Source organism: Streptomyces hygroscopicus (assembly GCF_026168105.1).
Taxonomy (GTDB): domain Bacteria; phylum Actinomycetota; class Actinomycetes; order Streptomycetales; family Streptomycetaceae; genus Streptomyces; species Streptomyces hygroscopicus_D.
Map to the genome: position 1 here is coordinate 106,849 of NZ_LBMW01000002.1, position 23,944 is coordinate 130,792.

Consider the following 23,944-nt stretch of genomic DNA (forward strand, 5'->3'; position numbering starts at 1 on the left):
ACAGCTCCGGCGTCGCGCGGTCGCCGGTGATGCGCCCGGACGGCGCGAACGCGGCTCGGGTCTGCGTCTCGTGCGACCGGTCGTCTCCCTCGCTCGGGTGAGGCCCAGCTCCCGCATCACCGCGACCAGTTCGGCGGGGCCGCTCCCGTGCCGCGCGCTCGGGAACAGCGGCTCGAAGCGGGGCCGGACGCAGCGACCGCGACGAACTGCCGGTCGCCGTCGTACGCGTCCCGGGGGTCGTGCGCCCGCTCGGTCAGGTCCGCCGCCCCCCCCGGGGCCGTATGTCCGCCTTGCCGCCTTGCCGTTCGAGCAGGGCATCCGGTGCGAGTCCGCGCACCGGCGGCACGCAGTACGCCCGCATCAGGGCATCGGGTCGTCGTACTGCTCGCCGAGCCATGTATGGTCCGCCGCCGTCGTCTCTCCCGTCATGCCCGCAGCATCGCACCCACCACCGACAACGCCCACGCCGAGCGGGCGAAAACCGTTCGACAGCACCGCCCCGGCCTGCGAGCCTCCCGACATGACCGACGCACCACGCCTGCCCGAAGGGTACGAGTTCTCCGCCGACCCCGCCCGTATCGACGTCGGACGCACCCACCACTGGCTGTCGACCGACGCCTACTGGGCGATGGGCCGTCCCCGCGAGAAGCACGAGCGCGCGGTCGCCAGCTCGCTCAACTTCGGCGTGTACGAGGCCGTGTCGGGTGATCAGGTGGCGTACGCGCGCGTGGTGAGCGACGAGGCGGTGTTCGCCTGGCTCTGCGACGTGTACGTCGACCGGTCGGTGCGCGGCAAGGGCATCGGTACCGCACTCGTCGGCGCGGTCCGTGACCACCTCGCCCCGCTCGGCCTGCGCCGCGTCCTGCTGGCCACGCACGACGCGCACGGGGTCTATGCGAAGCTCGGCTTCGAGCCGCTCGACCGACCGGACCAGTGGATGGTGCTCTGGTTCGACCGGGCGGCCCAGAGCCCTGCGTGAGGCCTTCGGCACCCTCGGTAACTCCTGAATGGCGCCTCTTGACCTGCACACTTGTGCGGCCCACGATCGCCGCATGCATCTTCGGGTCACGTTCGTCGCCGCCGCGCGCAGCTCCTCGCTGCTCGCGGAGCGCTTCGAGGACGACCGGCCGCTGGACCAGGCGGGCTGGGACGAGGTGCAGCGTGTCGCCGGGGACCTGGTGCCGCTCGCGGCGGCCGAGCTGCGCTACTGCTCACCGACGCCACGGAGCCGGGCGACCGGGGACTCGCTCGGGTACGCGCCGCTCGTGCAGCCCGCGCTGCGGGATTGCGACATGGGCCGCTGGCGCGGCTTCACACTGGGCGAGGCGATGGCCCGGGAGCCCTCGGCCGTGGATGCCTGGCTGGCGGACCCCCGCTCCGCGCCGCACGGCGGCGAGTCGCTGATGTCCTTCATCTCCCGGGTCGGCGGCTGGCTGGATACGCGCCCTGTGGACGACGGCAGCCGCATCGTCGCCGTGGCGGAGCCGTCGGTGGTGCGGGCCGCGCTGGTCTATGCACTCAGGGCACAGCCGGCGACGTACTGGAACATCGACGTCCGCCCGCTGTCGACGGTCACGCTCGCCGGGCACCACGGGCGCTGGAACCTCCGTCTGGAGGCCTCGTCACGACAGCGGGTCTGACGTCCGGGGCTCGCGCGTGTACTCGGTGGTCAGCACGAGGTCCTTCGCGGGCCCGCCGACCCGCCACACCGTGCGCCAGTGGTCCTCGTCGTGGACCGTGAACTCGCCGCCATAGAGGTCCGCGGCGCACGGGTGCTCGGTGATGTGGTGCCCGGTCGTGAGATCGAGGTCGTGGAACGGGCGGCCGTCGGCGAACCGCACCAGCGACGTGCCGGGGGAGTCGCCCGGCAGGAACCACAGCGTCCGCTCGGCGGGACGAGAGGCACCCCGCCACAGGAATGTGCCCGACTCCTGGTGCAGAAGACCGTCACCGCCGTCCTCCAGCGGCGAGAACACGGTCGTCCCGCTGAAGCGTCCCTCCTCCCCGCTCGCGAGGTCCTGCACCGTGCGCTCCACGCGCCAGCACCCGGCCAGATGGACCAGCACGTTCTTCACGGGCCAGGAACTCGCCCATCGTCATCCCCTCTTCGGTCGCCACCGGTCGGGCGGCTGGGTCGACCTTACGTCCATGACGGTTCCGCGTGGCGGGCCCCAGGGTCTCCCGGCGCGTGACCGCACCGGCCGCTGCGCTCGACGCGATGCACACCGGCACGTCCACCGCGCTCGCCCCGGACACCCCCACCTGCACGGGAGTCGCCGAACGGTCCATGTGCACCTTCCCGGCGAACTCGGTCGCCTTCCTGCGGACCGGGCAGAGTCAGCCGCCGGTCCGCGGGCTGCCGCCCCGGGCGGTGTCCGACAATTCCCGCCGGGCGCGCGACGCCTGGCACGGCGCCTCGCCGCGTTGTCGGACCACCCGAGTACGCCCAGTACGCGGGGAGACCCTCCGCCTTGCGATGCTCCCCCGGCCACCGCTGGGAGGTGCCCCCTGCACCGGACGCCGCGCGCTGATCCGACGCGGATTGTCAGACACCGCCCAGCGGCAGCAGCTCGCGCTCGGCGAAGACCTTCTTCGCGGCGAGAGTCGCGTTCAGCGCCCTGGGTATGCCGCAGTACACCGCGGAGTGCAGCAGGGCCTCGACGATCTGCTCCGGAGCCAGGCCCACGTTGAGGGCCGCGTTGACGTGCACATCCAGCTCGAGCTCGCAGCCGCCCAACGCGGTGAGCACGCCCAGCGTCACCAGCTGCCGGTCGCGTGGAGCGAGCCCGGGCCGGTCGTACATCTCTCCGAAGGCCCAGGCGACGATCTGGTGGCCGAGCTCGGGGCTGACGTCGGCGAGCGAGTCGACGACCCGCTGCCCGGCCTCGCCGTCGACCTGCTTCAGAACCCCCAGGCCCTGGGCGAAGCGCTCGTCACGGGTGGTTCGGGTGGTGCTGTCGCTCATGTCGGTCCGTCCGTCCCCGGCTGCCGCTCGTCGAGCAGCCGTTCGTAGTGATCGATCTTGTCGTCCAGCGCGGCCGCGTTCCGGCGCAGCGCACGGATCCTCTCCGCCAGTTCGGCGCGGTGCTCCCGCAGCATCGACAGCCGGTCGGCGACCGTCTCGTCGCCCCGGGCCCGCAGCCCGGCGAAGCGCTGCATGTCGGCGATCGACATGCCCGTCTCGCGCAGCCGCAGCAGGAACTCCAGCCAGGCCAGGTCGGCCGCCTGGTAACGCCGCTGGTTGCCGGTGGTCCGGCCGACCCGCTCGATCAGGCCGGCCTTCTCGTAGTAGCGCAGCGTGTCGTGTGTGAGGCCGGTGCGTTCGGCGACCTGGGCGATGGTCAAAGACTGCTGCCGGTCCTGCGGGAGGGGCTGTCCGCTGGTCATGAAGAGAACCGTAGAACCTGGAGTGTGCTCCAGGTCAAGCGATGCCGTCGACCGGCGTCCGCAGTACGCCTGAACTGCGTGGATCAGCAACTGCCGTAAGCCGCGTCCGACATCCGGGCGCTTGGAGGGCCGGAGGTCGTCGACTCGCCGTTCCGTCCCCCTTAGCATGCTGACTGCTCAGGGATTCCGCGGACAGGACGGAGTCGGCGACGTGCCCCTCGCGGAGTCGATCAGTGGCGGTGAGCCCGGCCCCCCTGGGCCGGCCTCGACGGTCGGGGGGCGCTCTGCGGTACCGCTGCTGGCCGTGTGCGCCGGGTACTTCATGGTCATCCTGGACGTCACGATCATCAACGTCGCCGTGCCCGTGGTGGGCCGGGAACTGTCGGCCTCGCTCACCGGCATCCAGTGGATCACGGACGGGTACACCCTGGTCTTCGCCGGGTTCCTGATGACCGGTGGCGCGCTGGGAGACCGGCTGGGCAACCGGCGCATCTTCTCCTCGGGCACGATGGTGTTCACGGTGTCCTCGGCCGCATGCGCGTTCGCGCCGAGTGCCTCCTTTCTCGTCGCGGCCCGACTCGTGGAAGGGCTCGGGGCGGCGCTGATCGTCCCCGGCTCCCTCGCCCTGCTCCAGGAGGCCTATCCGGTGCCGGCGGCACGCTCACGCGCCTTTGGGCTGTGGGGGTCGATGGCGGGCGTCGCGGCCTCCTCCGGGCCGCTGCTGGGCGGGCTGCTGGTGTCCACGGTCGGCTGGCGGTGGGTGTTCCTCATCAATCTGCCCGTCGGCGTGGCCTGCCTGGTGCTGACGTTGCGGTACGTCGCGCCCTCGGCGCGGCACTGCGACCGGGCCCTGGACTGGCCGGCACAGTGCGCCGTGGTGGCGGCGGTGGCCCTGCTGACCGCCGCGCTGAACGAGGCCGGACGGCGCGGCTGGTCCGATCCCGCTGTACTCGCCGGACTGGGCCTGGCCGTGCTGGCCGTCGCAGCGTTCGTGAGCCGGGAGCGGTTCGCCCGGTTTCCTGCCCTCCCGCTGCGTCTGCTGCGCTCGCGCGCGATGAGCGGCGCGGCCGTCGTCGGCCTGCTGTTCAACTTCGGCTTCTACGGCATGGTGTTCACAGCCAGTCTGGACTTCCAGCACCAGCGCGGATTCAGCGCCCTCGAGACCGGATTCGCCCTGTTCCCGGCGGTGGCGATGACCATGTTCGCCTCGGTCCTGTCCGGGCGGCTGACCCGCCGCACCGGTGATCGCCCGCTGGTCGTCTCCGGCATGCTCCTGGGCGCCCTCGGCCTGGCCGGCTGGGCCGCCGCGGGATCCGATCCCGCCTACCCGCTGCTGGTGGCCCCGATGATGGCCACCGGGTTCGGTACGTCCTTCGCGCTCACCGGCTCGACCACCACCGTGATGGGTGCCGCACCCCTGGCGTACGCGGGGGCCGCCTCCGCCCTGTTCAACACGACCCGCCAGATCGGCAGCGCCACCGGCGTGGCACTCGGCGGCAGCCTGCTGGCCACCAGCACCGACTACGGGACCGGACTGCGCACCAGCATGGTCATCGGGGCCCTCGCCTACCTGACGGCCGCGGCTTTTGCGTGGCTGTGCGTGCCGGCAAAGGCGGACGTGGTCGGTCGGTGACCGGAAGCAACCTCCGGCACAGGCGAGGATTGCATAAACGTGCAGCACAACGTATAGTCATGCCATCCAGGAGGAGGATCGATGACGGTACGTGCGGCGGTGGCCGGAGCGAGCGGGTACGCAGGCGGGGAGCTGTTGCGTCTGCTCCTCGCGCATCCCGAGGTCGAGATCGGCGCCCTGACCGGGAACTCCAACGCGGGACAGCGGCTCGGCGCGCTGCAGCCTCATCTGCTGCCCCTGGCCGACCGTACGCTGGCGGAGACCACCCCGGAGATTCTTTCCGGGCACGACGTCGTCTTCCTCGCCCTGCCCCACGGGCAGTCCGCCGCAGTCGCCGAGCGGCTGGGGCCGGATGCCCTGGTGATCGACATGGGCGCCGACTTCCGGCTGAAGGACGCGGCCGGCTGGGAGAAGTTCTACGGCTCGCCGCACGCCGGGACCTGGCCCTACGGCCTCCCCGAACTGCCGGGTGCCCGCGCCGCGCTGGAGGGGTCCAAGCGCGTCGCGGTGCCCGGTTGCTACCCGACCGCCGCCTCGCTCGCCCTCTTCCCCGCGTACGCCGCCGGGCTCGCCGAGCACGAGGCGGTGATCGTCGCCGCCTCCGGCACCTCCGGCGCCGGCAAGGCCCCCAAGCCGCACCTGCTCGGCAGCGAGGTCATGGGCTCGATGTCCCCGTACGGGGTCGGAGGCGTCCACCGGCACACCCCCGAGATGGTCCAGAACCTCAGCGCCGCCGCCGGGAAGGCCGTCTCCGTCTCCTTCACGCCCACCCTCGCGCCCATGTCCCGGGGCATCCTCGCCACCTGCAGCGCCAAGGCCAGGGCCGACGTCACCGCCGAGTCACTCCGCGCCGCCTACGAGAAGGCGTTCGCCGACGAGCCCTTCGTGCACCTCCTCCCCGAGGGGCAGTGGCCCGCCACCGCGTCCGTCCACGGTTCCAACGCCGTTCAGGTGCAGGTCGCGTACGACGAGACCGCGGGCCGCATCATCGCGATCAGCGCCATCGACAACCTGACCAAGGGCACCGCGGGCGGTGCCGTCCAGAGCATGAACATCGCCCTCGGGCTCGACGAGACCACCGGGCTTTCCACGATCGGAGTCGCACCGTGAGCGACGCACGGGCAGCCACCGGGCCGCAGCCAACGACGAAACCCGCACTTCTGCGCTGCACGGGCGGAGAAGCGAACAAGGAGATGCAGTGAGCGTCACCGCTGCCAAGGGCTTCACCGCCTCCGGCATCGCAGCAGGCATCAAGGAGAACGGCAACCCGGACCTCGCCCTCGTGGTCAACAACGGGCCCCGCCGCGCCGCCGCGGGCGTCTTCACCTCCAACCGTGTGAAGGCCGCGCCGGTGCTGTGGTCCGAGCAGGTCCTCAAGAGCGGACAGCTCTCCGCGGTCGTCCTCAACTCCGGTGGCGCCAACGCCTGTACGGGCCCCAAGGGGTTCCAGGACACCCACGCCACCGCGGAGAAGGCCGCCGACGTCCTGGGCGTGGGCGCCGCCGAGGTGGCCGTCTGTTCCACCGGTCTCATCGGCGTGCTGCTCCCCATGGACAAGCTGCTCCCGGGAATCGAGACCGCGGCCGCGTCCCTGAGCGAGCACGGCGGCGAGAAGGCCGCCATCGCCATCAAGACCACCGACACCGTCCACAAGACGTCCGTCGTCAGCGGGGACGGCTGGACCGTGGGCGGCATGGCCAAGGGCGCCGGGATGCTCGCGCCGGGCCTGGCGACCATGCTCGTCGTCCTCACCACGGACGCCGACGTCGACAGCGCGACGCTGGACAAGGCACTGCGCGGAGCCACCAAGGTCACCTTCGACCGCGTCGACTCCGACGGCTGCATGTCCACCAACGACACCGTGCTCCTGCTCGCCTCGGGCGCCTGCGAAGTCACCCCGGGCTTCGAGGAGTTCGCCGAGGCCGTCCGCGCCGTCTGCGACGACCTCGCACAGCAGCTCGTCCGGGACGCCGAGGGCGCCAGCAAGGACATCAAGGTCGAGGTGGTGAACGCGGCGACCGAGGAGGACGCCGTCGAGGTGGGCCGCTCCATCGCCCGCAACAACCTCCTCAAGTGCGCCATCCACGGCGAGGACCCCAACTGGGGCCGCGTCCTGTCGGCGATCGGCACCACGAGCGCCGCCTTCGACCCCGACCGGCTCAACGTCGCCATCAACGGCGTCTGGGTCTGCAAGAACGGCTCCGTGGGCGACGACCGGGAGCTCGTCGACATGCGCTACCGCGAGGTGCACATCGTCGCCGACCTCGCCGCCGGCTCCGAGACCGCCACCATCTGGACCAACGACCTCACCGCCGACTACGTCCACGAGAACAGCGCCTACTCCTCATGAGCGAGACCCCCGACAAGACGAGCACGACGCGCAAGCACAACGCGCTGCCCAAGGCCCAGATCCTCATCGAGGCGCTGCCCTGGCTGACCCGGCACCACGGCAAGACGATCGTCATCAAGTTCGGCGGCAACGCCATGGTGAACGAGGAGCTGAAGGCCGCCTTCGCCCAGGACGTCGTCTTCCTGCGGCACGCGGGGCTCAAGCCGGTCGTCGTCCACGGCGGCGGCCCCCAGATCAGCGCCGCCCTCGATCGGCACGGCATCGTCAGCGAGTTCAAGGCGGGCCTGCGCGTCACCACCGAGGACGCCATGGACGTCGTCCGCATGGTCCTCGCCGGGCAGGTGCAGCGCGAGCTGGTGGGGCTGCTCAACCAGCACGGACCGCTCGCCGTCGGCCTGACCGGCGAGGACGCGCACACCATCACCGCCACCAAGCACCAGCCCGAGATCGACGGCGAGTTGGTCGACATCGGACGGGTGGGCGAGATCACCGGGATCGACACGGGCGCGATCGAGGCCCTGCTCGCGGACGGCCGTATCCCGGTCGTCTCCTCGATCGCCCGGAGCCAGGACGACGGACATGTCTACAACGTCAATGCTGATACGGCGGCTGCGGCACTCGCTGCGGCACTGGGCGCCGAAACCCTCATGGTCCTCACGGACGTCGAGGGCCTCTACGAGGACTGGCCGCACAGCGACGAGGTGATCAGCCGCCTCACCGCCTCCCAGCTGGAGAAGCTGCTGCCGGAGCTGTCCTTGGGCATGGTGCCGAAGATGGAGGGCTGTCTGCACGCCGTGCGCAACGGCGTGCGCACGGCCCGCGTCATCGACGGCCGGGTCCAGCACTCGATCCTGCTGGAGATCTTCACCGACGAGGGCATCGGCACGATGGTGCTGCCCGACGAGCACGAGGGGGACAAGGGATGACGGGCATGCCGGGCATGACGGCCAACCAGGAGCTCACCCAGCGGTGGCAGGGCGCGCTCATGAACAACTACGGCACCCCCCGACTGCCCCTCGTCCGTGGCGCGGGCGCCCGTCTGTGGGACGCCGACGGCAAGGAGTACGTCGACTTCGTCGGCGGTATCGCGGTCAACGCGCTCGGCCACGCCCACCCCGCGGTCGTCGAGGCCGTCAGCAGGCAGATCGCGTCCCTCGGCCATGTCTCCAACCTGTTCATCGCCGAACCGCCCGTGGCGCTCGCCGAACGGCTGCTCCAGCTGTTCGGCCGCGAGGGCAAGGTGTTCTTCTGCAACTCGGGGGCCGAGGCCAACGAGGGCGCCTTCAAGATCGGCCGGCTGACCGGGCGTACCCACATGGTCGCCACCCAGGGCGGATTCCACGGCCGCACCATGGGCGCCCTGGCCCTCACAGGCCAGCCCGGCAAGCAGGAGCCTTTCCTGCCACTGCCCGGCGACGTCACGCACGTCCCGTACGGCGATGCCCAGGCACTGGCCGCCGCGGTCACCGAGGACACCGCCCTCGTGATCATCGAGCCCGTCCAGGGCGAGAACGGGGTCGTCGTCCCGCCCGCCGGCTACCTCAAGGCGGCCCGCGCGATCACCGCGGCCACCGGGGCGCTGCTCGTCCTCGACGAGGTGCAGACCGGCATCGGCCGCACCGGGCACTGGTTCGAGTACCAGGCCCACGAGGGCGTCCTGCCGGACGTGGTCACGCTCGCCAAGGGCCTCGGCGGAGGACTGCCGCTCGGCGCCACCGTCGCCTTCGGCCGTGCCGCCGAGCTGCTCCGGCCCGGTCACCACGGCACGACCTTCGGCGGCAACCCCGTCGCGTGCGCCGCGGGGCTCGCCGTCCTCGACACCATCGCGGCCGAGGGCCTGCTGGAGAACGTGAAGCGGCAGAGCGAGACGCTGCGGGACGCAATCGAGGCGCTGGCGCACCCGCTCATCGACCATGTCCGGGGCTCGGGCCTGCTCCTGGGTATCGTGCTCACCGAGCCGCTCGCGCCGCAGGCGCAGCAGGCGGCTCAGGACGCCGGTCTCCTGGTGAACGCGCCCGCCCCGAACGTCGTACGGCTGATGCCGCCGCTGAACCTCGGCGACGACGACGTGGCGGCCTTTCTGCAGGCGCTCCCCGGTGTCCTCGACGCAGTGCACGGGGACGGACGATCCGGAGAATGAGACGACGATGAGTCAGGCGCAGGACCACGAGCACGCGGGGCCGTCCGTGCCGCAGACCCGCACCGCACGCCACCGCCGGATCGTGGACATCCTCAACCGGCAGCCGGTGCGCTCCCAGAGCCAGTTGGCGAAGCTTCTGGCCGACGACGGGCTGACCGTAACCCAGGCCACGCTCTCCCGCGACCTGGACGAGCTGAACGCGGTGAAGATCCGCAACACCGACGGCGACCTCATCTACGCGGTACCGAGCGAGGGCGGCTTTCGCACCCCGCGCGCACCGCTGGGCGAGTCGGCCAAGGAGGAGCGGATGCGGCGCCTGTCCCAGGAGCTGCTGATCTCCGCGGAGGCCTCCGCCAACCTCGTGGTCCTGCGCACCCCGCCGGGCGCGGCGCAGTTCCTGGCCTCGGCCATCGACCAGGCGGAACTGCACGACATCCTCGGCACCATCGCGGGTGACGACACGCTGCTGCTGATCAGCCGGGCTCCGGACGGCGGGCAGGCGCTCGCGGACCATCTGCTGCGGCTGGCGCAGAACGGGAGCTGAAACCTGCAAGGCGGGCGTACCGGAATCGGTACGCCCGCCTCGTACTTGGTCATCCCAGCCGTGCCGCCAGTCCTCCCGTGCACCGCACCTCGTCCCCGGCCGTGATCAGCAGCGCCTCCACGTCCGGCAGGGACTCCAGCCAGGCCAGCCCCTGACGCGACCCCATCGCGAACGCGGCCGTCGCCCAGCAGTCGGCCCAGGTAAGGCGAGGGGCCACCACCGTCACGGCCACCAGGTCGGTCACCGCGGAGCGGCCCGTGCGCGGGTCCACGATGTGCGCGCCGCGCTCCGCGGTCCCGGACGTGGCCACCGCCAGCTCACCGACGCCGGCCGCGGAGACCACCGCGGCGAGCCCACCGGGCCGCAGCGGATCCGACACGCCGACCCGCCAGGGTCGGTGCGGCCCGGGCACGCCGTACACCTGCACGTCCCCGCCGCCGTTGACGCTCACCCCGCTCACCCCGGCCGCCGCCAGCCGCCGGGCCGCCCGTTCGACCGCCCAGCCCTTGACGATCCCGGTCGGGTCGATCCGGCCTTCGTACCGCGTGCTGAACCAGCCGTCGCTCCGCCGCTCCGCCTCCGCGCCCAGGGCGAGCACCTCGGCGACCTCCGGGGCGCACTCCCCGACGGTCACCTCTCCGCGGGCGAGCCGCGATATCTGGCTCCGCTCCCGGTAGGTGCTGAACACCTCGTCCACCCGGTGCAGTCCGGCGATCGCCTCGACCAGCGCGGCCCGCACGGCTTCGGGATCGCCGCCGCGCACGTCGAAGGAGACGACGGTGCCCATCACCTCCTCCGCGTGGCGCAGCGCGGGCGGTGCCTCGGCGGGGTCGGTCACCTGATCGGCCACTCAGCCACCGGCCTTGTCCAGGGCCGACTGCAGGGACTGCTTGTATCCGGTGCTGGTGTAGGTCGCACCGGAGACCGCGTCGATGTTCGCACTCTGTGCGCTCACCGCCTCCTGGTTGAGCTTGGGGACGGCCATGGCGGTCTTCTGGTCGCTGAGGCCGCCCTTGGGTGCCTGGACGGCTTCGGCCTGGGTGATCTTTCCGCCGCTGACGGTGAGGCGCACCTGGACGTTGCCGTACTGGGTCTGCGCCACGTTACCCGTCACCGTGCGCGCCTTGGCCGACGACCCCGACGACCCGGAACCATTGGCGGCGCCGGACGAGCTGCCGCCCGAGGAGGCGGCCTTCGCCTTGTCGAGCGCCGACTGCAGCGACTTCTTGTACCCGCCGCTCGTGTACGTGGCGCCCGAGACCGCGTCGATGTTCGCGCTCTGTGCGCTCACCGCCTCCTGGTTGAGCTTGGGGACGGCCATGGCGGTCTTCTGGTCGCTGAGGCCGCCCTTGGGTGCCTGGACGGCTTCGGCCTGGGTGATCTTTCCGCCGCTGACACTGAGGCGCACCTGGACGTTGCCGTACTGGGTCTGCGCCACGTCGCCGGTGACGGTCCGCGTGCCCGCCTGCTGGGAGCTGCCGCCCTGCGGCGATGCCTGGGCCGCCGCGCCCTGCTGCGGCGCGACTCCGCCCGCCGCCTGGGCCGAGGCCGGGCCGGACGCCGGCTTCAGCGACAGCAGCAGCACGATTCCGGACACGGTGGCGGCCCCGGCGAGCACGAATCGCCGAATGGGGTGGCTCTTCCTCATCGTTCCTGAGCTCCTGAATTCCCGTCGCTCACATCTCGAACGACTCGTGATGGATGCGGCGGGCGGGGACCCCCGCGCCGCGCAGTGCTTCGTACACCTGCTGCGCGAAGCCGGGCGGCCCGCACATGAAGACGTCGTGGTCGTCGATGTCCGGCAGCTTGCGGCGCAGGGTGTCCGGCGAGATGTCCGGGCGTTCCCCGTCGGGGCTGTTGACCGCGTACATCAGCCGGGCGCCGCGCTCCTCGGCGATCTGCGCCAGCTCGTCCCAGAGGGCGAGGTCCTGGGTGCTGTTGGCCCGGTACAGCAACGTCAGATCGCCGGCGGCCCCGGGCAGCGTCTCGAACAGCGCCCGCATCGGAGTGATACCGACACCACCGGCCACCAGCAGCACCTTGCCTCGGCTGCGCCGGTCGGCGGTCAGCGCCCCGTACGGGCCCTCCGCCCACACCCGGGTGCCGGGCTGCAGGTCGCGCAGCGCGGAGCTGTGGTCCCCGATCGCCTTCACCGTGATGCGGAGCATGTTGGGGCGGGGAGCGGCCGAAAGCGAGTACGGGTGCGAGCTGAAGCGCATACCGGGCGCGAGGAACCGCCAGCGGAAGAACTGCCCGGCCTCCGCGCCCATCCGGTGCAGCTTCCGGCCCGTCATCAGCACCGAGACGATTCCGGGCGACTCCTCGATGACCGCCTCGACCCGCAGCCGGTGGCGCATGTTCAGCCGGATCGGCGTGAGGATCCGGTACCAGATCACCAGCGCGGTCACCGAGCCGTACAACGCGTACCACGCGGTCTTCGCTCCGGGCTGGGCGGCGAACTCGTTGCCGGTCGACAGCTGGTGCCAGAACGACAGATATGTGGCCGCGTAGGTGAGCAGATGGACGTGGTACCAGAGGTCGTACGAGATCCTGCGGCGGATCGGGCCGATCGAGATCAGGCCGATGAGCACCAGCAGGCCCGTGCCGATGGCGGCCTTGCCCACGTCCGGCAACTGGTTGACCGAATCGATGGTCTGCTGCACGATCCCGCCGAGCCCCTTGCCCGCCTGCAGGGCATAGCCCCACATGGTCAGGAAGAGGTGGGCGAGGACGAGGCAGATGGTGTACCGCCCGGTCATCGCGTGCCAGCGGGCGACCCGGTCGGAGCCGACCCGGCGCTCCAGCGCGGGCACCCGCGCCATCTGCAGCACCACGAGGGCCATCAGATAGCCGGCGAGCAGGCCGGTGATCCGCCCCGCGTTGAGGATCCTGCTGTTGTTGTCGGCGATGGACGGGGTGTTCATCCACCAGAGCCAGATGACGCCCGCCGCGCCCGCCCAGACGGCGGCCAGCAGCGGGACGGCAGGGGAGCGGCGTGGGCGAATGGCGCGCATCGTCTGGCGCCGCGCGGCGCGGCCACCGGCGATCGTGGACACGGTCTCCTCCGTGGTCCTCCGTGGGGCGGGTGAGGCCAGTGGCCCCCTTGGCCCAGAGGTACGTGGCGGAGCGTCCGCGTGTTCAACCCCGCGCGGCATCCAGCGCCGACTGAAGTGACTGCTGGTAGCCCTGGCTCGTGTAAGTGGCCCCGGAGACCGCTTCGATGCCCGCGCTCTGCGCGGCCAGCGCCTCCCGCGTCAGCTGCGGGACGGCATAGCTGTTGATCTCCTGGTCCCTCGGGCTGTCCTGGGGGTAGGACACCGCCGTGACGTCCGTGAGCCTGCCGTGCTTCAGGGTGATCCGGACCTGCACGGGGCCGTACCGGGTCTGGACCGACTCGCCGGTGACGGTCCTCGTGCCGGTCGTGGCCGACCCGCTCGACCCGCTCGACCCGCCGGAACCCCCGGAACTCCCGGAACTCCCGGAACCGCCGGAACCCCCGGAATCGCCGGAACTCCCGGAACCCCCGGAACCCCCGGAACCGCCGAATCCGGCCGACGCATGCGCACCGTTGGACGGTGCCGGGGCGGCCACGGCGACCCCGGCCGTGGAATGCGGCTTCATCGACAGCAGCAGCACCATCCCGGAGACGGTGGCGGCGCCGGCCAGCACCATCCGGCGGAGCGGGCTCTTCCTCTTCAACGCGTGCATGACGGCCTCACAGCTCGAACGACTCGTGGTGGATTCGGCGGTCGGGGACCCCCGCCGCGCGCAGCGCCTCGTACATGTCCTCGGCGAATCCGGCCGGACCGCACAGATAGACGTCGTGGTCGGCGAGGTCGGGCACGGCGCCGAGCAGCGCGCCGGGTGTGAGGCGCGGGCGCGAGCCGTCCTCGCCGTTGAGCGCGTACAGCACCCGCGTGCCACGTTGGCGGGCTATGGCCTCCAGTTCCCCGCCCAGTGCCAGGTCCTCGGCCGAGCGCGCCCGGTACAACAGCGTCACCTCGCCCGGCAGCGTCTCGAACAGTGCGCGCAGCGGCGTGACCCCGACACCGCCCGCGATCAGCAGGGACTTGCCGGTGGTCCGCCGGCCGGCGGTCAGCGACCCGTACGGGCCCTCCGCCCACACCCGGGTGCCCGGACGCAGCAGGGCCACGGAGGCGCTGTGGTCGCCGAGCGCCTTCACGGTGACGCGCAGCCGGGTCCGGCGAGGCGCTGCTGACAGCGAGTAGGGCGTGGACGTCCAGCGCAGGCCGTCCGTGAGGAACCGCCACCGGAAGAACTGCCCCGGTTCGGCGCCCAGTTCGTCCAGGCGGCGGCCCCGCATGACGACGGACCACACACCGGGCGCCTCCTGGTGCACCGACTCCACCCGCAGCCGGTGACGAAGGTTGAGCCGCACGGGGGTCAGCACCCGGAACCACACCGCCAGGGCCGCGACACCCAGGTACAGCGCGTACCAGGCGGCCTGCGCAACCGCGTTCCCGGTGAACTCCGCGCCCAGTGCGAGCTGGTGACCGAAGGCGAGGAAGACCGCCGCGTACGTGAGCAGGTGCACGTAGTACCAGAACTCGTGGCCGACCTTGCGGCGGACGGCCCGCGCGGAGGTGATCCCGACGGCGAGCAGGATGACCGTGCCGATGGTGGCCTTGAGCATCTCCGGGTAGTCCAGCACCACGGTGACCGTCTCGTGCACCAGCGAGGCGCGGTCCTGGGCGGCGTACCCGGAGAGGACCAGGACGATGTGCGCGACCAGCAGGCAGACCGTGTACCGGCCCGCCATCGCGTGCCAGCGGGCCACCCGGTCCGAGCCGATCCGCCGCTCCAGGAGCGGCACGCGGGCCATCAGCCCGACGAGCACGACGCAGGCGTACCCGCACAGCAGCCCCGCGATCCGTCCGGCCCCGGTCAGCCAGCCGGCCGTGCCCACCACAGATCCGGTGTCCTGCCACCACAGGGCCACCACGGCGGCCGCCCCGGCCCACAGCAGTGCCAGCACCGGGCCCGCAGGGGAGCGCCTGACGAGCGGTGGCAAGGGCGGCGCCTGCTGCTGGTGGACCGTGGCCATGATCCGTTCCTTTCCGGCATCGAGGACGTCACTGTGCGGGTGGAACCTCTGAGGCGGCTCTGAGGAATCTGAGGCTGTGCTGAAGGGCCCGGGGACACACGAGCCCTGCGCAGGGAAGTCCCGGCGGGCGCACCCCGGCACTCATAGGGAACTCAGAGGGACCGGCGTCGCCGGCCACTCCCGCGGGTGGGCGATGCTGGTAGGCGCGATGAACACACCACGCTCCCGCCGCCCCGCCCTCGCCCGCCCCGACGGCACGCCCCTGCGGGTCCTCGTCGTCGACGACGACCCGGACCTCGCCGAGGTGCTGTCCGGGGCCTTGCGGTACGAGGGCTGGCAGGTGCGCACGGCCGGTGACGGCGCCGCTGCCGTCACCGAGGCCCGCGACCTGATGCCCGACGCCGTCGTCCTGGACGTGATGCTCCCGGACACCGACGGCTTCGCCGTGCTGCACTCCCTGCACGAGGTGAAGCCCGACGTCTGTGTGCTCTTCCTCACTGCGCGGGACGCCGTCGAGGACCGCATCGCCGGCATCACGGCGGGCGGCGACGACTATGTGACCAAGCCGTTCAGCCTGGAAGAGGTCGTCGCCCGGCTGCGCGGACTGCTGCGCCGCGCCGGCATGGCCCGGCAGCTGGAGGAGGGCCCCCGGCTGACCGTCGGAGACCTGGTCATGGACGAGGAGGCCCGGGAGGTGACCCGGGCAGGTGAGCTGATCGAGCTGTCGCCCACCGAGTTCGAACTGCTGCGCTTCCTGATGCGCAACCCGCGGCGCGTGCTCAGCAAGGCACAGATCCTCGACCGGGTGTGGTCGTACGACTTCGGCGGCCAGGCGCATGTCGTCGAGCTCTACATCTCGTATCTGCGCAAGAAGGTGGACGCGGGCCGGGAGCCCATGATCCACACGGTGCGCGGGGCCGGCTACGTGCTCAAGCCGGTGGCCCGGTGAGGGCGGGACCGTGGGCCGCGGTGCGGTGGGCGCGACGCCTGCCCCGGCCGCGCAGGCTGCGGGCCCGGCTCACCGCGGGGCTCGTCGCGCTGCTCACGCTCAGCTGCGCCGCGGTCGGGGTGGCCGCGGTGGTCGAACTGGGCGGCTTCCTCACCGGCCGGCTGGACCAGCAGCTGCACGACGTCGGCCCGCGGTTCCCCGCGAGTCTGGAGCACGGCCTCATACCCTCGGACCACGACGGCGACGAGCACGGCGACACCCGCAAGCAGTCCGCCGGTACCTTCGGGGCCCGGCTGGTGAGCGGCACGGTCACCAATGTGGCGGTGGTGCGCCCCCGCAGCGACAGCACCGATCTGAGCGCCCCGCTGGACGAGCGGGACAGGCACATGCTGGCAGCGGTACCCACGGACGGCAGGGGCCACAGCGTTCACCTGTCCTCCCTCGGCGGATACCGGGTCATGGCGACGACCGGTCTGGACGGCGACGTACTGATCACCGGACTCCCGCTGGAACCGGTGGAGGCCGCGGTGCACCGGCTGGAACTCGTCGCGGCCGTCGTCTTCGGCGCGGCCCTCGCGGTCACCGGCGTCGCGGGCGCCCTCTGGGTGCGCTGGTCGCTGCTGCCGCTCAGCCGGGTCGCCGCCACCGCCACCCGGGTCAGCGAGCTCCCGCTCGCCAGCGGCGAGGTCGTGCTGCCGTCGCGCGCTCCCGAGAGCGATCCGCGCAGCGAGGTGGGCCGGGTCGCCACCGCCTTCAACCGCATGCTCGGCCATGTCGAGGACGCGCTGACCAAGCGGCACGCGAGCGAGGAACGGCTGCGCAGCTTCGCCGCCGACGCCAGCCATGAGCTGCGCACGCCGGTCGCGTCGGTCCGCGGCCACGCCGAGCTGGCGCTGCTGCACCCGGGCCCGGTCCCGGCGGAGGTCACCCGCGCACTGGAGCGGATCGCCGCGGAGTCGGCGCGCATGGGGGAGATGGTGGACGATCTGCTGCTCCTGGCGCGACTGGACGCGGGCCGCCCCCTTGAGCGCCGCCCGGTCGACCTCACCCGGCTGGTCCTGGACGCGGTGACGGATGCGCGCGCGGCCGGTCCCGAGCACCGCTGGACGCTGGAGCTGCCCGAGGAGCCGGTGACCGTGACCGGCGACGAGCACCGGCTTCACCAGATGCTGGCCAACCTGCTGGCCAACGCGCGTTTGCACACCCCCGTGGGCACCAAGGTGACCATCGCGCTGGAGACCGAGGGCACGACCGCCGTCCTCACGGTGCACGACGACGGCCCGGGTGTCCCCGACGACATCCAGCCCGGTGTCTTCGAACGCTTCACCCGCGCCGACCACCGACGCCGACCGGAGAACCGGGGCGGCGGCGCCGGGCTGGGCCTGGCGATCGTCGCGGCGGTGACGGAGGCGCACGGGGGAACCGTGCGGCTGGCGAGCCGCCCGGGGTCGACGACGTTCACCGTGGATCTACCGGCTGCCGAGTAGGTGGCAGGGGGTGTGCCGACCCCGGCCGCACCGCTCAGTAGCGCGTGATCGCCGTAGCCCCGCCGGCCGTCCCGATCGCCATGTGCGGCCTTCGGGCAGGATCCGCCCACGCCAGAACCCGTCGCATCGCATCCACCGGCACCGACACACAACCCGCCGTCGCGCCCTTGCCGTCGACGTGAAGAAAGATCCCGGCGCCGCGCCCCCGTACCGGCTTGTCGTAGTTGAACCCGATGACGAAGGCGTAGGCGTACTGCGGGCTGTACGAGATCAGGTGCTCCGACTCGGAGGCCCGGCAGTCGGCAGCAAGAGGCTCCGTCCACCGGTTGTAGGAGTGTGAGCCGATGTCCTGGCACCACCAGGAGTCCTGGCGCACCCGGCGGTACCGCGCCTTGGTCCCCGTGGGCGCGGCCTTGATGCCGAACGCGTACGGCAGGTCGTACAGACCGGTGGGCGTGGTGCTGGTGCTCTGCTTGCGGGCGGTGCCCTCGGCGAGCCCGTTCGCCCCGAAGCGCGCGGCGGCCGTACCGGACTTCCCCCAGCGTCCGCCCCGGCGGTCCCACCATGTGACCGTCCCGGATGTCGCTCCCGCGCGGGGCGCCTGCGCGGTGATCAGCTGGGTGCCGCCGCCGGTGTCCGCCATCCGCTCGGGCAGCGTGGCCTCCTCGGCGCTGCCCGGCGCGGCGCCGAGCACGAGGAGGGACGCGGAGGCGAGGGCGGCGACGACACCGGGGCGCATGGCTCAGAACGTAGAGGGCGGCAGGGGCAACGGCAGCCCCGGCAGGCCGTCCAGGCTGGTTTCGACGTGGTCTTTCGCCCTGAAGTACGCATCGAGGGAGGTGTCGTCCTCGCGTGCGAACCGCTTGCCGTGCAGATCGCGCTCCTCTTCGTACGCCATGAAGGGCACCGCGTATCCGCAGGTGTCACGGATCAGCTCGGCCGTCACGACGATGATCGCCCGCAGGCCGTGCGGCGTCGGGTCGATGCCCGGGAAGTGGCCGAGGAGGTGCCGGAAGCGCGGGTCGTCGCGGAAGACCGGTTCCCCGCGTCCGTGCACCCGCACGATGTTCGGCGGGCCCTGGAACGCGCACCACATCAGGGTGATCCGGCCGTTCTCGCGCAGGTGCGCGATCGTCTCGGCGTTGGACCCGGCGAAGTCGAGGTAGGCGACGGTGTGTTCGTCGACCACCGCGAAGGAGCCCTTGAGCCCCTTGGGGGAGAGGTTGACCGTGCCGGAGGCGGCCAGCGGAGCGGTCGCGGTGAAGAACAGGGGCTGTGCCTCGATGAACGTGCACAGTCTGCCGTCAATGCGTTCATAGGTCTTTCCCATGTCCAGGGATTATCGCCGGAAAGCCTTTCGGCCGTCTAAGGAATTGCGGCGTCGGGATGCGTCGGGGCCCCGTGGAATCCGTGGCCGCCCCGGCCGACCCGCCGTGCCGCCCCGATCCGCCACGCCGGACCGTCCAGGATTGACGAACCATGCAGACTTCTGCATACTCATGCATGTCAGCGAATGCACTGTGAGGAGAAACCCGTGACCGAGCGCGTCGTACTCGCCTACTCAGGCGGTCTGGACACCTCCGTCGCCATCGGCTGGATCGCCGAGGAGACGGGCGCCGAGGTCATCGCCGTTGCGGTCGACGTCGGCCAGGGCGGCGAGGACCTGGACGTCATCCGCAAGCGCGCGCTCGCCTGCGGTGCCGTCGAGGCGGAGGTCACCGACGCCAAGGACGAGTTCGCCGACGAGTACTGCCTCCCGGCGATCAAGGCCAACGCCCTCTACATGGACCGCTACCCGCTGGTCTCCGCCCTCTCCCGGCCGACGATCGTCAAGCACCTCGTCGCCGCGGCCAAGAAGCACGGCGCCACCACGGTCGCCCACGGCTGCACCGGCAAGGGCAACGACCAGGTCCGCTTCGAGGCCGGCATCGTCGCCCTCGCCCCCGACCTGAAGTGCATCGCCCCGGTCCGCGACTACGCGATGACCCGGGACAAGGCGATCGCCTTCTGCGAGGAGAAGCAGCTCCCGATCGCCACCACCAAGAAGTCCCCGTACTCGATCGACCAGAACGTCTTCGGGCGCGCGGTGGAGACGGGCTTCCTGGAGGACATCTGGAACGCCCCGATCGAGGACATCTACGAGTACACCTCCAACCCGGCCGAGTCCCGCGAGGCCGACGAGGTGATCATCACCTTCAAGGAGGGTGTCCCGGTCGCCATCGACGGCAAGCCCGTCACCGTCCTGCAGGCCATCCAGCAGCTCAACGAGCGCGCGGGCGCCCAGGGCATCGGGCGGATCGACATGGTCGAGGACCGGCTGGTCGGCATCAAGTCCCGCGAGGTGTACGAGGCTCCGGGCGCGATCGCCCTGATCACCGCCCACCAGGAACTGGAGAACGTCACCGTCGAGCGGGAGCTCGCCCGCTACAAGCGGCAGGTGGAGCAGCGCTGGGGCGAACTGGTCTACGACGGCCAGTGGTTCTCCCCGCTCAAGCGCGCCCTGGACGGCTTCATCAACGAGGCCAACCAGCGTGTCTCCGGTGACATCCGGATGACCCTGCACGGCGGCCGCGCGGTCGTCACCGGCCGGCGCTCCCAGGAGTCGCTGTACGACTTCAACCTCGCGACCTACGACACCGGCGACACGTTCGACCAGTCGGCTGCCAGGGGCTTCATCGACATCTACAGTCTGTCGTCGAAGATCGCCGCGCGACGGGATCTCGCAGGCGCCTGACGCGGACCTCGAGCACCGGCCTCCGGGCACCCCACACGCATCAGCCTGACAGCCGCCTCCTCACTCCCGGGTGGGGAGGCGGCGGCACATCCAGACCTTCCGAGGAGCAACGCAAGTGAGCAGCAACAGCGGTGACGTACGGCTCTGGGGCGGCCGTTTCGCCGACGGCCCCGCCGAGGCCCTGGCGAAGCTGTCCGCGTCCGTCCACTTCGACTGGCGGCTCGCGCCCTACGACATCGCCGGTTCCCGTGCCCACGCGCGCGTGCTGCACAAGGCGGGGCTCCTCTCGGACGACGAGCTGACGCGGATGCTCGCGGGGCTCGACCGGCTGGAAGCGGACGTGGCCTCGGGCGAGTTCACCGGCACCATCGCCGACGAGGACGTCCACACCGCTCTGGAGCGCGGCCTGCTCGAGCGTCTGGGCCCCGACCTCGGCGGCAAGCTCCGTGCGGGCCGCTCCCGCAACGACCAGGTCGCGACCCTCTTCCGTATGTACCTGCGCGACCACGCCCGGATCGTCGGCGGTCTGATCGCCGACCTCCAGGACGCTCTGATCGGTCTGGCGGAGGCCCACCCGGACGCGGCGATGCCCGGTCGCACACACCTCCAGCACGCCCAGCCCGTCCTCTTCGCGCACCACGTCCTCGCCCATGTCCAGGCGCTGTCCCGGGATGCCGAGCGGCTGCGCCAGTGGGACGAGCGCACGGCCGTGTCGCCGTACGGCTCGGGCGCGCTCGCGGGCAGCAGCCTCGGTCTCGACCCCGAGGCGGTCGCCCGGGACCTCGGCTTCGAGCGCGGCAGCTCGGCCAACTCCATCGACGGCACGGCCTCGCGCGACTTCGTCGCCGAGTTCGCCTTCATCACCGCGATGATCGGCGTCGACCTCTCCCGGATCGCCGAGGAGGTCATCATCTGGAACACGAAGGAGTTCTCCTTCGTCACGCTCCACGACGCCTTCTCCACCGGCTCGTCGATCATGCCGCAGAAGAAGAACCCGGACATCGCGGAGCTGGCGCGCGGCAAGAGCGGCCGTCTGATCGGCAACCTCACCGGGCTCATGGCCACCCTCAAGGCCCTGCCGCTCGCGTACAACCGCGACCTGCAGGAGGACAAGGAGCCGGTCTTCGACTCGATCGACCAACTGGAGGTCCTGCTTCCGGCCTTCACCGGCATGATGGCCACCCTGACCGTGCACCGTGAGCGGATGGAGGAGCTGGCCCCGGCCGGCTTCTCGCTCGCCACCGACATCGCCGAGTGGCTGGTCAAGCAGGGCGTGCCGTTCCGTGTCGCGCACGAGGTCGCCGGGGAGTGCGTGAAGGCAGCCGAGGCCGAGGGCAAGGAGCTGGACGAGCTCACCGACGAGCAGTTCGCGAAGATCTCCGTCCATCTGACCCCCGAGGTGCGGTCCGTCCTCAACGTCCCCGGCGCCCTGGCTTCTCGCAACGCCCGCGGCGGCACGGCCCCCGAGGCGGTCGCCGTCCAGCTCGCCGAGGTGAAGGCGGACGTCGCGGCACAGCACGCGTGGGCCACCGCCAAGAAGGCGTAGCGGTACTCGGGGGCCGTGCCGTCGGCGAAACGGCCGCCCCACGGTTCCCTCGGAAGGGCCCGGACATCGCGTCCGGGCCCTTCGTCGTGTCCGGGCCCGCCGGGTAACAGATGGGATTCAGCCAGTGTCCGAATCCTTGACGTGGCATCTGTGCGGAGGTGACTATTCCGTTTGCTGGTCGGCATTGCCGAACACCGGTCGGCCAGGATTCAGCAGGAAAGGGACACCATGCGCGCAAGACGAGCCGCCCGCCTTCTCGCCGCCGTCGCAACCGCGGCCCTGTGCGCCTTCGGCCTCACGGCCCCCGCGAGCGCGGACACCGCCGACACTCCGCCACCGGGCGCCAACAACTGGTCCTGCAAGCCGGACGCGGCCCACCCACAGCCGGTGGTCCTGGTGAACGGCACCTTCAAGACCTCGTACGAGAACTGGCTGACCCTCTCGCCCGCGCTGGTGAACGCCGGTTACTGCGTCTTCTCGTTCGGCTACGGCGGCCTGGAGACCGCCCCGATACCGGACTCGGCGGCCGAACTGCGCGACTTCGTGGATGCCGTGCTCGGCGCGACCGGCGCCAAGAAGGTCGACATCGTCGGCCACAGTCAGGGCGGCATGATGCCCCGCTACTACGTCAAGTTCCTCGGCGGCGCGACCAAGGTCGACGACCTCGTCGGTATCGTGCCCTCCAACCACGGCACCACCAACCCCCTCGCCCTCGCGGCGGGCGCCACCGTCTGCCCCTCCTGCGCCGACCAGACGGCCGGCTCGGACTTCCTGGCCAAGCTCAACTCCGACCCGGAGACCCCGACCGGCCCCGACTACACGGCGATCGCCACCCGCAACGACGAGGTCGTGGTCCCGTACACCAGCGCCTTCCTCGACGGCCCGGCCTCCCGTGTGACCAACGTGCTGCTCCAGGACCGCTGTCCGCTCGACACCACCGAACACGACCAGGCACCCAAGTCACCGCTGGTCGAACAGTGGGTGCTCAACGCCCTGCAGCGGAACGGACCGGCCGACCCGGCCTTCGAGCCGCGCTGCGTCAGCACGGGCTGAACCGCAGGGCGCCGGTAGATTGGTGCGGGTTCCGGTCCGCCGATCGTGCAGGGAGTCCGCATGCCGTTCAGCCGCCTGGCCACCGCGACCACGCCCACCGCACACATCGGACTCGGACTGGCAGCCGTGGGCCGTCCGGGCTACATCAATCTCGGCCGGGAGGACGACCTCCCGGCCGAGCGGACCGTGGAGGCCCTGCGCGAGCGCACCCACGAACTCCTGGACGCCGCCCATGCCCAGGGCGTCCGCTACTTCGACGTGGCCCGCTCGTACGGGCGCTCGGAGGAGTTCCTCGCCGACTGGCTGAACGCGCGCCCGGGCATCGAAGACGTCGTCGTCGGCAGCAAATGGGGCTACACGTACACCGCGGGCTGGAGCACCGACGCCGCGCAGCACGAGGTCAAGGACCACGGCGTCGCCACCTATGAGCGGCAGCGCGCCGAGACCGCCGCCCTGCTCGGCGACCGGCTCGATCTCTACCAGATCCACTCGGTGACCCCCGACAGCCCGGCCCTCACCGACAAGGAACTCCACGCCAGGCTCGCCGAGGCCGCGGCGGAGGGCATCACGATCGGCTTCTCCACCAGCGGCCCGGCCCAGGCCGACGCGATCCGCGCCGCGCTCGCCGTGACGGTCGACGGCGAGCCGCTCTTCCGCACCGTCCAGTCCACCTACAACCTGCTGGAGACCTCGGCCGCCCCCGCGCTCGCCGAGGCCCACGACGCCGGCCTGACGGTGATCGTCAAGGAGGGCATGGCCAACGGACGGCTGGCCGCCCCGCATGCTCCTCAGGTCCTCAGGGCCGTGGCCGCGGAGACGTCCCTCGGCTGTGACGCGGTCGCCCTCGCCGCGATCCTGTGCCGGCCCTGGGTGGGCGTCGTCCTCTCCGGCGCGGCCACCACCGGCCAGCTCGCCTCGAACCTGCACGCCGCCGCCGTCGACCTGGACGAGGACCAGCTGGCCCGCCTCGAGGAGCTCGCCGAGGAGCCGAGGACGTACTGGGAACGGCGCGGACAGCTGCCCTGGCACTGAGCGCCACTGCTGGATACCAAGAGT

The 23,944-nt window shown here is 71.5% G+C and carries 24 protein-coding genes and 2 pseudogenes; 14 read left to right on the forward strand and 12 right to left on the reverse strand.

All coding sequences use genetic code 11. From position 1 onward, the window contains the following. Positions 1-90: 90 nt before the first annotated feature. Together AAW14_RS39695 and AAW14_RS02780 are read right to left on the reverse strand one after the other, a co-directional pair. Positions 91-318: pseudogene (locus AAW14_RS39695) on the reverse strand (DUF6461 domain-containing protein); the annotation flags it as partial. A gap of 42 nt (positions 319-360) precedes the next feature. Beyond that, the gene (locus AAW14_RS02780; protein WP_265559458.1) at positions 361-522 is read right to left on the reverse strand and encodes a hypothetical protein; all 162 of its coding nucleotides are present in this window, start codon (positions 520-522) and stop codon (positions 361-363) included. Between AAW14_RS02780 and AAW14_RS02785 the strand changes: the two genes are divergently transcribed. Further along, positions 521-979 (forward strand): GNAT family N-acetyltransferase, encoded by a 459-nt coding sequence (locus tag AAW14_RS02785; protein WP_265559461.1) that lies wholly within the window; start codon positions 521-523, stop codon positions 977-979. The genes AAW14_RS02780 and AAW14_RS02785 overlap by 2 nt on opposite strands. Before the next feature lie 73 nt (positions 980-1,052). Beyond that, a complete protein-coding gene (locus AAW14_RS02790) occupies positions 1,053-1,640 on the forward strand; it encodes a histidine phosphatase family protein (protein WP_265559462.1) in 588 nt (195 codons plus the stop codon). Here AAW14_RS02790 and AAW14_RS02795 read toward each other — a convergent pair. The 3 genes and pseudogenes from AAW14_RS02795 to AAW14_RS02805 form a co-directional block, all read right to left on the reverse strand. Continuing rightward, a pseudogene (locus AAW14_RS02795) lies at positions 1,623-2,094 on the reverse strand (DUF6314 family protein). The gene AAW14_RS02790 and the pseudogene AAW14_RS02795 overlap by 18 nt on opposite strands. Positions 2,095-2,545: 451 nt before the next feature. Beyond that, positions 2,546-2,965 (reverse strand): carboxymuconolactone decarboxylase family protein, encoded by a 420-nt coding sequence (locus AAW14_RS02800; RefSeq protein WP_265559466.1) that lies wholly within the window; start codon positions 2,963-2,965, stop codon positions 2,546-2,548. After that, positions 2,962-3,387 (reverse strand): MerR family transcriptional regulator, encoded by a 426-nt coding sequence (locus tag AAW14_RS02805; RefSeq protein ID WP_265559468.1) that lies wholly within the window; start codon positions 3,385-3,387, stop codon positions 2,962-2,964. The genes AAW14_RS02800 and AAW14_RS02805 overlap by 4 nt, the downstream gene beginning before the upstream one ends. Before the next feature lie 211 nt (positions 3,388-3,598). Between AAW14_RS02805 and AAW14_RS02810 the strand changes: the two genes are divergently transcribed. The 6 genes from AAW14_RS02810 to AAW14_RS02835 all read left to right on the forward strand — a co-directional run bounded on the left by AAW14_RS02810 (position 3,599) and on the right by AAW14_RS02835 (position 10,054). Next, complete coding sequence (locus tag AAW14_RS02810; RefSeq protein ID WP_416223245.1) at positions 3,599-5,020, forward strand: MFS transporter; 1,422 nt, start codon at positions 3,599-3,601, stop codon at positions 5,018-5,020. An 81-nt stretch (positions 5,021-5,101) separates the two neighbouring features. Further along, entirely contained in the window at positions 5,102-6,130 is a 1,029-nt protein-coding gene (gene argC, locus AAW14_RS02815; RefSeq protein ID WP_265559470.1) for an N-acetyl-gamma-glutamyl-phosphate reductase, read from the forward strand. A gap of 88 nt (positions 6,131-6,218) precedes the next feature. Further along, positions 6,219-7,370, forward strand: coding sequence for a bifunctional glutamate N-acetyltransferase/amino-acid acetyltransferase ArgJ (gene argJ, locus AAW14_RS02820; protein ID WP_265559472.1), 1,152 nt, complete (start codon positions 6,219-6,221; stop codon positions 7,368-7,370). Next, a complete protein-coding gene (argB, locus tag AAW14_RS02825; protein ID WP_265559474.1) occupies positions 7,367-8,296 on the forward strand; it encodes an acetylglutamate kinase in 930 nt (309 codons plus the stop codon). The genes argJ and argB overlap by 4 nt, the downstream gene beginning before the upstream one ends. Before the next feature lie 14 nt (positions 8,297-8,310). Further along, positions 8,311-9,510 (forward strand): acetylornithine transaminase, encoded by a 1,200-nt coding sequence (locus tag AAW14_RS02830; protein WP_265559884.1) that lies wholly within the window; start codon positions 8,311-8,313, stop codon positions 9,508-9,510. 7 nt (positions 9,511-9,517) lie between these two features. Then, positions 9,518-10,054 carry an arginine repressor gene (locus AAW14_RS02835; RefSeq protein ID WP_265559476.1) on the forward strand — a complete coding sequence of 179 codons (537 nt, stop codon included), beginning with the start codon at positions 9,518-9,520 and terminating at the stop codon, positions 10,052-10,054. Positions 10,055-10,103: 49 nt separating this feature from the next. Here AAW14_RS02835 and AAW14_RS02840 read toward each other — a convergent pair whose 3' ends face one another. From AAW14_RS02840 to AAW14_RS02860, 5 genes are all read right to left on the reverse strand, one after another. Beyond that, positions 10,104-10,892 (reverse strand): FAD:protein FMN transferase, encoded by a 789-nt coding sequence (locus AAW14_RS02840; RefSeq protein WP_416223250.1) that lies wholly within the window; start codon positions 10,890-10,892, stop codon positions 10,104-10,106. A gap of 12 nt (positions 10,893-10,904) precedes the next feature. Next, the gene (locus AAW14_RS02845) at positions 10,905-11,702 is read right to left on the reverse strand and encodes an FMN-binding protein (protein ID WP_265559481.1); all 798 of its coding nucleotides are present in this window, start codon (positions 11,700-11,702) and stop codon (positions 10,905-10,907) included. A 28-nt stretch (positions 11,703-11,730) separates the two neighbouring features. Beyond that, positions 11,731-13,068, reverse strand: a complete 1,338-nt coding sequence (locus AAW14_RS02850; RefSeq protein ID WP_265559886.1) for a ferredoxin reductase family protein — start codon at positions 13,066-13,068, stop codon at positions 11,731-11,733. A 124-nt stretch (positions 13,069-13,192) separates the two neighbouring features. Continuing rightward, entirely contained in the window at positions 13,193-13,762 is a 570-nt protein-coding gene (locus AAW14_RS02855) for an FMN-binding protein (RefSeq protein WP_265559483.1), read from the reverse strand. Between the two features lie 7 nt (positions 13,763-13,769). Further along, complete coding sequence (locus AAW14_RS02860; protein ID WP_265559485.1) at positions 13,770-15,119, reverse strand: ferredoxin reductase family protein; 1,350 nt, start codon at positions 15,117-15,119, stop codon at positions 13,770-13,772. A gap of 208 nt (positions 15,120-15,327) precedes the next feature. On the opposite strand from AAW14_RS02860, the gene AAW14_RS02865 reads away from it, so the two are divergent. Further along, on the forward strand, positions 15,328-16,068 hold the full coding sequence (locus AAW14_RS02865; protein ID WP_265559487.1) for a response regulator transcription factor: 741 nt from the start codon (positions 15,328-15,330) through the stop codon (positions 16,066-16,068). Beyond that, positions 16,065-17,555 carry a sensor histidine kinase gene (locus AAW14_RS02870; protein WP_265559489.1) on the forward strand — a complete coding sequence of 497 codons (1,491 nt, stop codon included), beginning with the start codon at positions 16,065-16,067 and terminating at the stop codon, positions 17,553-17,555. The genes AAW14_RS02865 and AAW14_RS02870 overlap by 4 nt, the downstream gene beginning before the upstream one ends. Before the next feature lie 34 nt (positions 17,556-17,589). Here the strand turns inward: AAW14_RS02870 and AAW14_RS02875 are convergent, their stop codons facing one another. Together AAW14_RS02875 and AAW14_RS02880 are read right to left on the reverse strand one after the other, a co-directional pair. After that, positions 17,590-18,294: a L,D-transpeptidase family protein gene (locus tag AAW14_RS02875; RefSeq protein WP_265559491.1), complete on the reverse strand. Its 705-nt coding sequence runs from the start codon at positions 18,292-18,294 to the stop codon at positions 17,590-17,592. 3 nt (positions 18,295-18,297) lie between these two features. Next, complete coding sequence (locus AAW14_RS02880) at positions 18,298-18,885, reverse strand: pyridoxamine 5'-phosphate oxidase family protein (RefSeq protein ID WP_265559493.1); 588 nt, start codon at positions 18,883-18,885, stop codon at positions 18,298-18,300. Positions 18,886-19,089: 204 nt separating this feature from the next. Between AAW14_RS02880 and AAW14_RS02885 the strand changes: the two genes are divergently transcribed. From AAW14_RS02885 to AAW14_RS02900, 4 genes are all read left to right on the forward strand, one after another. Further along, positions 19,090-20,289: an argininosuccinate synthase gene (locus tag AAW14_RS02885; RefSeq protein ID WP_265559495.1), complete on the forward strand. Its 1,200-nt coding sequence runs from the start codon at positions 19,090-19,092 to the stop codon at positions 20,287-20,289. Positions 20,290-20,404: 115 nt separating this feature from the next. Next, complete coding sequence (gene argH / locus AAW14_RS02890) at positions 20,405-21,835, forward strand: argininosuccinate lyase (protein WP_265559497.1); 1,431 nt, start codon at positions 20,405-20,407, stop codon at positions 21,833-21,835. A gap of 228 nt (positions 21,836-22,063) precedes the next feature. After that, on the forward strand, positions 22,064-22,888 hold the full coding sequence (locus AAW14_RS02895) for an alpha/beta fold hydrolase (RefSeq protein WP_265559499.1): 825 nt from the start codon (positions 22,064-22,066) through the stop codon (positions 22,886-22,888). A 60-nt stretch (positions 22,889-22,948) separates the two neighbouring features. Next, positions 22,949-23,920, forward strand: a complete 972-nt coding sequence (locus tag AAW14_RS02900; RefSeq protein ID WP_265559502.1) for an aldo/keto reductase — start codon at positions 22,949-22,951, stop codon at positions 23,918-23,920. Positions 23,921-23,944 lie beyond the last annotated feature (24 nt).